11 protein-coding genes are annotated in these 12,196 nt (G+C 56.7%); all 11 read left to right on the top strand.

Annotated elements, in window-relative coordinates:
* Positions 1-7 precede the first annotated feature (7 nt).
* The 11 genes from rpoC to gmhB all read left to right on the top strand — a co-directional run bounded on the left by rpoC (position 8) and on the right by gmhB (position 11,958).
* A complete protein-coding gene (gene rpoC / locus AACW18_RS19970; RefSeq protein ID WP_042654547.1) occupies positions 8-4,312 on the top strand; it encodes a DNA-directed RNA polymerase subunit beta' in 4,305 nt (1,434 codons plus the stop codon).
* A 196-nt stretch (positions 4,313-4,508) separates the two neighbouring features.
* Positions 4,509-5,225 (top strand): helix-turn-helix transcriptional regulator, encoded by a 717-nt coding sequence (locus tag AACW18_RS19965; RefSeq protein ID WP_042654548.1) that lies wholly within the window; start codon positions 4,509-4,511, stop codon positions 5,223-5,225.
* 24 nt (positions 5,226-5,249) lie between these two features.
* Positions 5,250-5,630 (top strand): RidA family protein, encoded by a 381-nt coding sequence (locus tag AACW18_RS19960; protein WP_042654549.1) that lies wholly within the window; start codon positions 5,250-5,252, stop codon positions 5,628-5,630.
* Between the two features lie 86 nt (positions 5,631-5,716).
* Positions 5,717-6,109, top strand: a complete 393-nt coding sequence (tusD, locus tag AACW18_RS19955) for a sulfurtransferase complex subunit TusD (protein WP_218389652.1) — start codon at positions 5,717-5,719, stop codon at positions 6,107-6,109.
* Positions 6,110-6,118: 9 nt separating this feature from the next.
* On the top strand, positions 6,119-6,475 hold the full coding sequence (gene tusC, locus AACW18_RS19950; protein WP_042654551.1) for a sulfurtransferase complex subunit TusC: 357 nt from the start codon (positions 6,119-6,121) through the stop codon (positions 6,473-6,475).
* A gap of 7 nt (positions 6,476-6,482) precedes the next feature.
* Positions 6,483-6,761, top strand: coding sequence for a sulfurtransferase complex subunit TusB (gene tusB / locus AACW18_RS19945; protein WP_218389651.1), 279 nt, complete (start codon positions 6,483-6,485; stop codon positions 6,759-6,761).
* Positions 6,762-6,943: 182 nt separating this feature from the next.
* The gene (rpsL, locus tag AACW18_RS19940; protein WP_005306278.1) at positions 6,944-7,318 is read left to right on the top strand and encodes a 30S ribosomal protein S12; all 375 of its coding nucleotides are present in this window, start codon (positions 6,944-6,946) and stop codon (positions 7,316-7,318) included.
* 93 nt (positions 7,319-7,411) lie between these two features.
* Complete coding sequence (gene rpsG, locus AACW18_RS19935; RefSeq protein WP_033129801.1) at positions 7,412-7,882, top strand: 30S ribosomal protein S7; 471 nt, start codon at positions 7,412-7,414, stop codon at positions 7,880-7,882.
* 74 nt (positions 7,883-7,956) lie between these two features.
* The gene (gene fusA / locus AACW18_RS19930; RefSeq protein ID WP_042654553.1) at positions 7,957-10,062 is read left to right on the top strand and encodes an elongation factor G; all 2,106 of its coding nucleotides are present in this window, start codon (positions 7,957-7,959) and stop codon (positions 10,060-10,062) included.
* 54 nt (positions 10,063-10,116) lie between these two features.
* Positions 10,117-11,301 carry an elongation factor Tu gene (gene tuf, locus AACW18_RS19925; protein WP_126623228.1) on the top strand — a complete coding sequence of 395 codons (1,185 nt, stop codon included), beginning with the start codon at positions 10,117-10,119 and terminating at the stop codon, positions 11,299-11,301.
* Positions 11,302-11,415: 114 nt separating this feature from the next.
* Positions 11,416-11,958 (top strand): D-glycero-beta-D-manno-heptose 1,7-bisphosphate 7-phosphatase, encoded by a 543-nt coding sequence (gmhB, locus tag AACW18_RS19920; RefSeq protein WP_042652971.1) that lies wholly within the window; start codon positions 11,416-11,418, stop codon positions 11,956-11,958.
* The last annotated feature ends 238 nt before the right edge of the window (positions 11,959-12,196 follow it).

Raw genomic sequence — 12,196 nt, 5'->3', positions numbered from 1 at the left:
GAAACACGTGAAAGACTTACTCAAGTTTTTGAAGGCTCAGACCAAGACCGAAGAGTTTGACAGTATCAAGATCGGTCTGGCCTCTCCTGACATGATCCGCTCCTGGTCATTCGGTGAGGTCAAAAAGCCTGAGACCATCAACTACCGGACTTTCAAGCCGGAACGTGATGGTCTGTTCTGTGCCCGTATCTTCGGACCGGTGAAGGACTACGAGTGTCTGTGCGGCAAGTACAAGCGCCTGAAACACCGTGGTGTGATCTGCGAGAAGTGCGGCGTAGAAGTGACCCAGACCAAGGTCCGTCGCGAGCGTATGGGCCACATCGAGCTGGCCAGCCCGACTGCCCACATCTGGTTCCTGAAGTCCCTGCCGTCCCGTATCGGTCTGCTGCTGGACATGACCCTGCGTGACATCGAGCGCGTGCTGTATTTCGAATCCTATGTGGTGATCGAACCCGGCATGACCAACCTCGAGCGCAGCCAGATGCTGTCCGAAGAGAACTATCTGGACGCACTGGAAGAGTGGGGCGACGAATTTGACGCCAAGATGGGTGCCGAAGCAATACTTGCATTGCTGCGTGCCATCGATCTGGAAGGTGAAGTCAAGACCATGCGCGAGGAGCTGGATCAGACCAACTCCGAGACCAAGCGCAAGAAGACCACCAAGCGTCTGAAGCTGATGGAAGCTTTCCTGCAGTCCGGCAACAAGCCGGAGTGGATGATCATGACAGTGCTGCCTGTGCTGCCGCCGGACCTGCGTCCGCTGGTACCGCTGGACGGCGGCCGTTTCGCAACGTCAGATCTGAACGATCTGTATCGTCGCGTGATCAACCGTAACAACCGCCTGAAGCGTCTGCTGGACCTGGCCGCCCCGGACATCATCGTGCGCAACGAAAAGCGCATGCTGCAAGAGTCCGTGGATGCCCTGCTGGACAACGGCCGTCGTGGTCGTGCCATCACTGGTTCCAACAAGCGCCCGCTGAAATCCTTGGCCGACATGATCAAGGGTAAGCAAGGTCGTTTCCGTCAAAACCTGCTGGGTAAGCGCGTCGACTATTCCGGTCGTTCCGTTATCACCGTAGGTCCGACCCTGCGTCTGCATCAGTGCGGTCTGCCGAAGAAGATGGCGCTGGAGCTGTTCAAGCCCTTCATCTACGGCAAGCTGGAATCCCGCGGTCTGGCGACCACTATCAAGGCCGCCAAGAAGATGGTGGAGCGCGAAGAAGCCGTCGTTTGGGACATCCTGGACGAAGTGATCCGCGAACACCCGGTCCTGCTGAACCGTGCACCGACCCTGCACCGTCTGGGTATCCAGGCGTTCGAACCGACCCTGATCGAAGGCAAGGCCATCCAGCTGCACCCGCTCGTCTGTGCCGCCTATAACGCGGACTTCGATGGTGACCAGATGGCGGTCCACGTACCGCTGACCCTGGAAGCCCAGCTGGAAGCGCGTGCCCTGATGATGTCTACCAACAACATCCTGTCGCCTGCCTCCGGTGAGCCGATCATCGTTCCTTCCCAGGACGTGGTCTTGGGTCTGTACTACATGACCCGTGCCCGTATCAACGCCAAGGGCGAAGGTATGGTGCTGGCCGGCCCGAAAGAAGCCGAGAAGGTCTATCGTGCCGGTCTGGCCGATCTGCATGCTCGCGTCAAAGTGCGTATCACCGAATACCTGCGTCAAGCAGATGATTCGCTGGTAGAGCGTACCGAGCTGAAGAACACCACCGTTGGTCGTGCGATCCTGAGCCTGATCCTGCCGAAAGGCATGGAATACGCGCTGATCGACGAGCCGAAGGTGCTGACTGCGGCAGAGCAGGCCGATCTGGATGCCAATCCGCAGAACTGGATCAAGAGCGTCTCCAACAAGGCGTTGGGCAAGAAGCTCATCTCCCGTCTGCTGAACACCTGTTATCGCAAGCAGGGCCTGAAGGACACCGTCATCTTCGCTGACCAGCTGATGTATACCGGTTTCCACTATGCGGCCCTGTCTGGTGCCTCTGTTGGTATCGATGACATGGTCATCCCGGATGCCAAGAAAGACATCGTTGCCGCTGCCGAAGCCGAAGTTGCCGAGATCCAGGACCAGTTCCTGTCCGGTCTGGTGACCGCGGGCGAACGCTATAACAAGGTTATCGATATCTGGGCCAGCGCGAACGATCGCGTCTCCAAGGCCATGATGGATAACCTGTCCAAGGAGCGTAACGTCAACTCCCTGGGTGAAGAAGAAGAGCAGGCCTCGTTCAACAGCATCTTCATGATGGCCGACTCTGGTGCGCGGGGCTCCGCCGCCCAGATCCGTCAGCTGGCCGGTATGCGTGGCCTGATGGCCAAGCCGGATGGCTCCATCATCGAAACGCCGATCGTGGCGAACTTCCGTGAAGGTCTGAACGTACTCCAGTACTTCATCTCCACTCACGGTGCTCGTAAAGGTCTGGCGGATACCGCACTGAAGACGGCGAACTCCGGTTACCTGACTCGTCGTCTGGTCGACGTGGCTCAGGACATGGTGGTCACCGAGGACGATTGCGGCACTACCGAAGGTCTGTGGATGACTCCGCTGATCGAAGGTGGCGACGTGGTCGAGCCGCTGCGTGAGCGCGTGCTGGGTCGTGTGGTCGCGGAAGACGTGATCAAGCCGGGTACTGAAAGCGAGATCCTGGTCGCGCGCAATACCCTGCTCGACGAGTATCTGTGTGATCTGCTGGAACGTAACTCCGTCGACCGCGTGAAGGTACGTTCTGCCATCACCTGTGAGACCGACTTCGGTAACTGTGCTCACTGCTACGGCCGTGATCTGGCCCGTGGTCACCTGGTGAACAAGGGTGAGGCTGTCGGTGTTATCGCCGCCCAGTCCATCGGTGAGCCGGGTACCCAGCTGACGATGCGTACCTTCCACATCGGTGGTGCCGCATCCCGAGCCGCTGCCGAGAGCAGCATCCAGGTCAAGAACACCGGTAGCATCAAGCTGCAGAACGCCAAGTTTGTTACCAACAGTGCTGACAAGCTGGTAATCACCTCCCGTTCTACCGAACTGACCATCATGGACGAGATGGGCCGTACCAAGGAAAGCCACAAGCTGCCTTACGGTTCCGTCCTGGAAGTGAAAGATGGCCAGGCCGTGAGTGCCGGTGACACCGTCGCCAACTGGGATCCGCACACCCACCCGATCATCACTGAAGTAGCAGGTCGCCTGGACTTCGAACACATGATCGATGGCGTGACCATCACTCGTCAGACCGACGAGTTGACCGGTCTCTCCTCTATCGTCGTACTGGATGTCAACGAACGTCCGAGCGCCGGTAAAGAGATGCGTCCGACCGTGAAACTGGTCGACCAGAACGGCAAGGATGTCATGATCCCGGGTACCGATGTTGCCGCCCAGTACTTCCTGCCGGGCAAGGCGATCGTGAACCTGGAAGATGGTGCCAACGTGGGCGTGGGTGACGCGGTTGCGCGTATCCCGCAAGAGTCCAGCGGTACCAAGGACATCACCGGTGGTCTGCCGCGCGTTGCGGATCTGTTCGAAGCACGTCAACCGAAGGAACCGGCTATTCTGGCCGAGATCTCCGGTACCATCTCCTTCGGGAAAGAGACCAAGGGCAAGCGCCGTCTGGTCATCACCCCGACCGACGGTGGCGACATCTACGAAGAGATGATTCCGAAGTGGCGTCACCTGAACGTGTTCGAAGGTGAAAAAGTTGAGAAGGGTGAAGTGCTGGCGGACGGTCCTGAGTCTGCTCACGACATCCTGCGTCTGCGCGGTATCAGCCCGGTCGCCAACTATATCGCCAACGAAGTGCAGGACGTTTACCGTCTGCAAGGCGTTAAGATCAACGACAAGCACATCGAAGTCATCGTTCGTCAGATGCTGCGCAAGTGCGAGATCCTGAGCGCCGGCGACACCGACCTGATCGAAGGTGAGCAGGTTGAAGTGGCTCGTGTGAAGATTGCCAACCGTAAGCTGGTTGCCGAGGGTAAGACCCCGGCCACCTTCCGTCACATCCTGATGGGTATTACCAAGGCATCCCTGAGCACCGAGTCCTTCATCTCCGCGGCTTCCTTCCAGGAAACCACTCGCGTTCTGACCGAAGCGGCCGTTGGCGGCAAGCGTGACGAACTGCGTGGCCTGAAAGAGAACGTGATCGTGGGTCGTCTGATCCCGGCTGGTACCGGCTTTGCCTACCACCATGCCCGGATCAACCAGCGTGCCGCCGCAGCCCGTGCTGTCGGTGTACCGCAGGTGACTGCCGATGAGGCTCAGCAAAACCTGGCGGATCTGCTCAACGCAGCCGGCAGCTTTGACGAAGAGTAATCTTCAGCCGTTGTGATTAAAGAGGGCCCCTTCGAGGGGCCCTTTTTTATGCCTGTCGCGCGCCACGGCCTTGCACGGTGCTGGGGCAGGGGATGATCCAGTGCAAGGTTATAGAGCAAAAAATCAAAAAAAGTTGACATTGATCCCCCGCAATTGAAAACTCGGGAAAGTTGAATGGTTATTACAGGGGTAGAACATGGCTGCAGGTATCGAGGAAGTACTGCTTCCCGAAGAACGACTGAGCGGTCGCGCTTTTACAGACGAAGACAGGGAATTGTTGCGTTCATATGAGGGCCTCATCGAAGGCTTGGCCGATCTGTTCGGCAAGCACTGCGAGGTGGTGCTTCACTCCCTGGAAAATCTGCATGAGTCAGTGATCAAGATAGCAAACGGCTTTAACACGGGACGTACCCTGGGGGCGCCGATCACCGATCTGGCCCTGCGTATGCTCAAGGACATCGAGAGCACCGGCCAGGATCACACCCAGAGTTACTTCGCGCGCAGCCGGACCGGTGCGCTGATGAAGTCGAGTACCATCGCCATCCGCAACAGCGACAAGCAGGTGGTCGGACTGATCTGCATCAACCTGCACATCAATGCGCCCTTCCACGAGTTCGTGGCCGAGTTTTTCCCGACCCCGCAGCAAGCGGAGCGCCAATCGCCGGAAACCTTTGCCAATAGCGTGGAGGAGTTGGTCGCCCAGACGGTGGACAACACCATCGACGAGATCAATCGCGATCCGACCGTGGCCAACAATGCCAAGAATCGTTTTATCGTGACCCAGCTGTTCGAGAAGGGCATATTTGATATCAAGGACTCGATCAACCTGGTCGCCGACAAGTTGAATATTTCCAAACATACCGTTTATCTGTACATCCGACAGCGCAAGCAGGGTGAAGAAGAGAACGAATAAGCGCCATAGAAGGGGATAGTGAGAATGGCTAAAGAAGTGATTGCAACCGACAAGGCTCCTGCCGCAATTGGCCCGTACGTCCAGGCTACCAAGCTGGGTGATTTGGTCTTCACCTCTGGGCAGATCCCGCTCGATCCCGCCACCATGGACATAGTCGCCGGTGGCATCGAAGCGCAGGCCGAGCAGGTGATGAAGAACCTGGTTGCAGTATTGAAGGCGGCCGGCGCCGATACCGGCAAGGTGCTTAAAACAACCTGCTTCCTCAGCGACATGAATAACTTCGTGGCCTTCAATCAGGTGTATGCCCGCTACTTCGGCGACGCCGCACCGGCGCGCTCCTGTGTGGAAGTGGCTCGCCTGCCCAAGGACGTCCTGGTCGAAGTCGAAGCCATCGCCTACGTCTGAGCCACTGTCATTGGAAGAGCCCCTCCCAGGAGGGGCTTTTTCGTCTTTGAGGTAGAATGGATGCATATTTGCGCAGGAGTCCGGACATGAGTCTGAATTTTGCCCTGCTGGTCACTGGGCCCGCCTATGGCACCCAGACGGCCAGCACCGCCTATCGCTTCGCCCTGAGCCTCATCGAGCAGGGCCATCGCCTGTCTCACCTGTTCTTCTATCAGGACGGGGTCTATAACGGCAGCAGCTTGCATGCCCCCGCGTCCGATGAGACCGACCTGGTGACGCTGTGGCGCGAGCTGGCCATGACACAGGGCATCGGCATCGATGTGTGTGTCGCCGCCGCCATGCGGCGTGGTGTGCTCGACGAGACCGAGGCGAAGGGGGTCGGCAAGACCCAGTTCAACCTGCAGGCGCCATTTCGCCTGAGTGGATTGGGGCAGCTGGCCGAGGCCAGCCTGACTGCCGATCGCTTCGTCCAGTTCTAGGGGGATGAGATGAGCAAGATTGCCTTTATCTGCCGGCGTGGTCCCCATGGCACGGCGAGCGGTCGGGAAGGGTTGGATGCCCTGCTGGCTACCTCGGCATTGACCGAGTCTTTGGCCCTGTTCCTGCTGGGGGACGGCGTGTTGCAGCTGGTCAAGGAACAGTCGCCACAGGCGATATTGCAGCGCCACTATGCTCCGACCTTCAAGATGCTGGAACTGTACGACATCGAGGAGGTCTATGTCTGTGCGGCTTCGCTGGCCGAGCGTGGCCTGACCGCGGCGGATCTGCTGATCCCCGTGACGGCGCTGTCCCCCGCGGAGATCCGCCACCAGTGGGGCCGTTGCACCACCCACATCAGCTTCTGAGGTGCCCATGATTCAGCTGGTATTGAATTCTCCCTTCCTGAACCAGGACCTCGAACAGGCACTGCGCTATCGCCAGGCAGAGGATCCGCTGGTGTTGATGCAGGATGCCGTGGTGGCTGTCGTCGCGCCGGAGTGGTGTGAACGCTTGGCCGGGATCCCGCTCTATGTGATGGAGGAAGACCTGCGGGCGAGGGGATTGCCGTGCAGGATCGGGATGGAACTCGACATGCCCGGCCTGATCAGCCTGATCGCCGAGCATGGATCACCCCAGACCTGGGCCGGCTAGTTTTAATTTTTGCTTGATAGCTCAGGTGGTTACCACATTAGTTGCGGGATGTCATTTGCCCTTTTGGCGCACGAATTGTATAAATCTTGACTCCCCAGACAACAGGGCATAAAATTTCGCGTCCCCGTATCTGCGGGGAGGATTTTTCACACGTTTATGAAGTCATTATCAGGAGCCTTTTGATGGCAACTATTAACCAGTTGGTTCGCAAGCCACGCATCAAGCTCGTTGTGAAAAGCAACGTGCCGGCGCTGGAAGCGTGCCCTCAGAAGCGTGGCGTATGCACCCGTGTATATACCACCACCCCCAAGAAGCCTAACTCTGCACTGCGTAAAGTCTGCCGTGTACGTCTGACCAACGGCTTCGAAGTCACCTCCTATATCGGCGGTGAAGGTCACAACCTGCAGGAACACTCCGTTGTTCTGATCCGTGGCGGTCGTGTCAAGGATTTGCCAGGTGTTCGTTATCACACCGTTCGTGGTGCGTTGGACTGTGCCGGTGTTAAAGACCGTAAGCAGGCTCGCTCCAAGTATGGCGTGAAGCGTCCTAAAGCTTAATGGTTCTCCGTTAAGTAAGGCCAAACGTTAATTCGTTTCTAGTTAGATAACTTTCTAGTTTTGGGTAATCCCTGAAGTTACGGAGAATTTGAAATGCCAAGACGTCGTGTTGTTGGTCAGCGTAAAATCCTGCCGGATCCTAAGTTCGGATCAGAGCTGCTGGCTAAATTTGTCAACGTAGTAATGGTTGACGGTAAGAAATCTGTTGCAGAAGCCATCGTTTATGGCGCCCTGGACATCATTGCCACCAAATCTGGCAAAGAGCACCTGGCCCTGTTCGAAGTCGCTCTGGACAACATCCGTCCGTCCGTCGAGGTTAAATCTCGTCGTGTCGGTGGTGCAACTTATCAGGTACCGGTAGAAGTTCGTCCGGTCCGTCGCAATGCCCTGGCAATGCGCTGGTTGGTTGACGCCGCTCGTAAACGTGGTGAAAAATCAATGGCTCAGCGTTTGGCTGGCGAGCTGCTGGATGCCGCTGACAATAAGGGTTCGTCTGTCAAGAAACGTGAAGACGTTCACCGTATGGCTGAAGCGAACAAGGCCTTCGCTCACTTCCGCTGGTAATCCGCTTGCGCAGGGTCTTTTGGCTCTGCGCACCTTCAGTTATCTAGGGGCACGCTCCTAGTAAGAGGATGACAATGGCTCGTACAACCCCCATTGAGCGTTATCGTAACATCGGTATCTCCGCTCACATCGACGCCGGTAAGACTACCACTACCGAGCGCGTTCTGTTTTATACCGGTGTAAGTCACAAGATCGGTGAAGTTCACGATGGCGCTGCCACCATGGACTGGATGGAACAGGAACAAGAGCGTGGTATTACCATCACCTCCGCCGCGACCACCGCGTTCTGGTCCGGTATGGGCAAACAGTTCCAACCGCACCGTATCAACATCATCGATACCCCCGGCCACGTTGACTTTACTATCGAAGTAGAGCGTTCAATGCGTGTTCTGGACGGCGCCGTGATGGTGTACTGTGCCGTAGGTGGCGTACAGCCACAGTCTGAGACCGTATGGCGTCAGGCTAACAAGTACAAGGTTCCCCGTATCGCGTTCGTCAACAAGATGGACCGTACTGGTGCCAACTATCTGCGCTGCGTTGAGCACATCAAGACCCGCCTGAAAGGTAACCCGGTTCCGCTGCAACTGAACATCGGTTCAGAAGAGAACTTCAAGGGCGTTATCGATCTGGTCAAGATGAAAGCCATCAACTGGAGCGAAGCAGATCAGGGCGTATCCTTCGATTACGAAGAGATCCCGGCTGAGCTGCTGGAACAAGCGCAAGAAATGCGCATGACCCTGGTCGAAGCCGCTGCTGAAGCGTCTGAAGATCTGATGGAAAAATACCTGGGCGGTGAAGAACTGACCGAGGAAGAGATCAAGAAAGCTCTTCGTCTGCGCGTTCTGAACAACGAAATCATCCTGGTTACCTGTGGCTCCGCGTTCAAGAACAAGGGCGTACAGGCCATGTTGGATGCCGTGGTTGACTATCTGCCGGCACCGACCGACGTAGCGGCCATCGACGGTCTGAAGCTGGACGGCGTCACCAAAGACGAGCGTCATGCTTCTGATGAAGAGCCGTTCTCTGCTCTGGCATTCAAGATTGCTACCGACCCGTTCGTAGGCAACCTGACCTTCTTCCGCGTGTACTCCGGTGTGGTTAACTCCGGTGACTCCGTGCTGAACTCTGTCAAAGAGAAGCGCGAGCGTTTTGGCCGTATCGTTCAGATGCACGCCAACAAGCGTGAAGAGATCAAAGAAGTTCGCGCAGGCGATATCGCGGCCGCCATCGGTCTGAAAGACGTGACCACTGGTGACACCCTGTGTGACGAAAAATCACCGATCATCCTCGAGCGTATGGAATTCCCGGAGCCGGTAATCTCCATCGCGGTTGAGCCGAAAACCAAGGCTGACCAAGAGAAGATGGGTCTGGCACTCGGCCGTCTGGCGCAGGAAGATCCGTCTTTCCGCGTATGGACTGACGAAGAATCTGGTCAAACCATCATCGCCGGTATGGGTGAGCTGCACCTGGACATCATCGTTGACCGTATGCGTCGCGAGTTCAAGGTTGAAGCGAACGTAGGTAAGCCGCAGGTTGCCTACCGTGAAACCATTCGTGAAACCGTCAAGGACATCGAAGGTAAGCACGCCAAGCAGTCTGGTGGTCGTGGTCAGTATGGTCACGTCATCATCGACATGTACCCGCTGGAAGCCGGCAAAGCCTATGAGTTCGTTAACGATATCAAAGGCGGCGTAATCCCTGGCGAATACATCCCGGGCGTTGACAAGGGTATCCGTGAGCAGCTGAAATCCGGCCCGCTGGCAGGTTATCCGGTAATGGATCTGGGTGTGCGTCTGCACTACGGTTCTTACCACGATGTCGACTCCTCCGAATTGGCGTTCAAGATCGCTGCCTCCCTGGCCTTCAAGGCTGGTTACATGAAGGCAAGCCCGGTCCTGCTCGAGCCGATCATGAAGGTTGAAGTCGAGACCCCGGAAGATTACATGGGCGACGTTATCGGTGACCTGAACCGTCGTCGTGGCCTGATCGAAGGTATGGAAGACGGCCCGTCCGGCAAGATCGTACGTGCCCTGGTGCCGCTGGCCGAGATGTTCGGTTATGCGACCGCCCTGCGTTCCGCTACCCAAGGTCGTGCTTCCTACGCAATGGAATTCGCTAAGTACTCCGACGCCCCGAACAACGTGGCCCAGGCAGTCATCGAAGAGCGCAAATCCAAGTAATTTATGATTCCCCGCCTACGACGGTAGGCGGGTTTAACCTAGAAGGACTACGTCGTGTCTAAAGAAAAATTTGAGCGTAATAAACCGCACGTAAACGTCGGCACCATCGGCCACGTTGACCACGGTAAAACCACCCTGACCGCCGCCATCACCAACGTGCTGGCCAAGCACTTCGGTGGTAAAGCTTTCGCCTTCGACCAGATCGACAAGGCGCCGGAAGAGCGTGAGCGTGGTATCACCATCAACACCTCCCACGTAGAATACGACACCGCTGCCCGTCACTACGCCCACGTAGATTGCCCGGGTCACGCCGACTACGTTAAAAACATGATCACCGGTGCTGCCCAGATGGACGGCGCGATCCTGGTAGTAGCTGCGACTGACGGCCCGATGCCGCAGACTCGTGAGCACATCCTGCTGGGTCGCCAGGTTGGTATCCCGTACATGATCGTGTTCATGAACAAGTGCGACATGGTCGACGACGAAGAGCTGCTTGAGCTGGTCGAGATGGAAGTTCGCGAACTGCTGACCGAGTACGATTTCCCGGGTGATGACCTGCCGGTAGTCCGTGGTTCCGCGCTGAAAGCGCTGGAAGGCGACGCTGCTTGGGAAGAGAAAATCATCGAGCTGGCTAACCACCTGGATACCTATATCCCGGAGCCAGAGCGTGCAATCGACCTGCCGTTCCTGATGCCTATCGAAGACGTCTTCTCCATCGCTGGCCGTGGTACCGTAGTAACCGGTCGTGTTGAGCGCGGTATCGTTAAAGTCGGTGAGACCGTGGAAATCGTCGGTATCAAAGATACCGTGACCACCACCTGTACCGGTGTTGAAATGTTCCGCAAGCTGCTGGACGAAGGTCGTGCCGGTGAGAACGTTGGCGCCCTGCTGCGTGGCGTGAAGCGTGAAGACGTAGAGCGTGGTCAGGTACTGGCCAAGCCGGGCTCCATCAAGCCGCACACCAAGTTTGAATCTGAAGTGTACGTACTGTCCAAAGAAGAAGGTGGTCGTCATACCCCGTTCTTCAAGGGCTACCGTCCGCAGTTCTACTTCCGTACTACCGACGTGACCGGTACCATCGAACTGCCGGAAGGCGTTGAAATGGTAATGCCAGGCGACAACATCAAAATGGTTGTTACCCTGATCGCCCCGATCGCGATGGACGACGGCCTGCGTTTCGCCATCCGTGAAGGTGGCCGTACCGTAGGTGCTGGTGTTGTTGCTAGCGTAATCGCTTAATCGATTCGCTATCTGCACACATAAAAGGGGTGGCTTCGGCCGCCCCTTTTACTTTTTGGGGCTTTATCTGCCCTGTGAGATACTTTTTAAACATCCATTGCCGAGGTAGTGCCCGTGAGTAAACCCGCCATTTTTCTGGATCGTGACGGTGTCATCAACGAAGACACCGGTTATGTCAGCCAGGTCGATGACTTCCATTTCCTGCCTGGTGTGATCGAAGCCATGCAACTGCTGAAGCAGAAAGGCTATCTGCTGATTGTGGTCACCAACCAGTCAGGTATCGCCCGCGGCTACTTCAGTGAAGACGACTTCATGAACCTCACCGAATGGATGGATTGGTCGCTGGCCGACCGAGATGTGGATCTCGATGGCATCTATTTTTGCCCCCATCACCCGGATCATGGTGCACCCTGCGATTGCCGCAAGCCGAAGCCCGGCATGCTGCTGCTGGCACAACAGGAGCTGGGTATCGATATGGCGCGTTCCTATATGGTGGGTGATAAGCCTTCCGACCTGAAAGCCGCCGCCAATGCCAAGGTGGGGCATAAAGTCATGGTGCGTACCGGCAAACCGCTGACAGATGAAGGTACTGCACTGGCGGATGCCGTCTATGACAACCTGCATGATTTTGCCGTTTCAGTACCGGTCGCAGGCTGAATTCGTTCGCTTAATATACATGTTGGTGGCTTTGTGAGCGAACGCATCACGAAAGCCATATTTCTGCAATTAACCGCTTGCCAGAAAGTTTCTACTCCCTATAATGCGCCTCCATCGACAGGGCAAGCGGCAACGCAAACAAGCCGGTCGGTGCCTCGATAAAGCCTCTGAAAATAAGGCTTGACTCGAGAAGGCGGTTGAGTAGAATGCCACTCCCGCAGCGACAAAACGTTGCAAC

It is taken from the genome of Aeromonas sp. sia0103, assembly GCF_963895295.1.
Taxonomy (GTDB): Bacteria; Pseudomonadota; Gammaproteobacteria; order Enterobacterales; family Aeromonadaceae; genus Aeromonas; species Aeromonas encheleia.
The sequence above is the reverse complement of the archived record's forward strand: the minus strand, read 5'-3'. Positions and strand labels throughout refer to the sequence as shown.

What these genes read in the sequence shown, in the direction of transcription:
- fusA (WP_042654553.1), top strand. Translation starts at nt 7,957, where the DNA reads ATGGCTCGTACAACCCCCATTGAGCGTTATCGTAACATCGGTATCTCC.
- tusC (WP_042654551.1), top strand. Translation starts at nt 6,119, where the DNA reads ATGAGCAAGATTGCCTTTATCTGCCGGCGTGGTCCCCATGGCACGGCG.
- rpsG (WP_033129801.1), top strand. Translation starts at nt 7,412, where the DNA reads ATGCCAAGACGTCGTGTTGTTGGTCAGCGTAAAATCCTGCCGGATCCT.
- rpsL (WP_005306278.1), top strand. Translation starts at nt 6,944, where the DNA reads ATGGCAACTATTAACCAGTTGGTTCGCAAGCCACGCATCAAGCTCGTT.
- tusB (WP_218389651.1), top strand. Translation starts at nt 6,483, where the DNA reads ATGATTCAGCTGGTATTGAATTCTCCCTTCCTGAACCAGGACCTCGAA.
- AACW18_RS19960 (WP_042654549.1), top strand. Translation starts at nt 5,250, where the DNA reads ATGGCTAAAGAAGTGATTGCAACCGACAAGGCTCCTGCCGCAATTGGC.
- tusD (WP_218389652.1), top strand. Translation starts at nt 5,717, where the DNA reads ATGAGTCTGAATTTTGCCCTGCTGGTCACTGGGCCCGCCTATGGCACC.
- AACW18_RS19965 (WP_042654548.1), top strand. Translation starts at nt 4,509, where the DNA reads ATGGCTGCAGGTATCGAGGAAGTACTGCTTCCCGAAGAACGACTGAGC.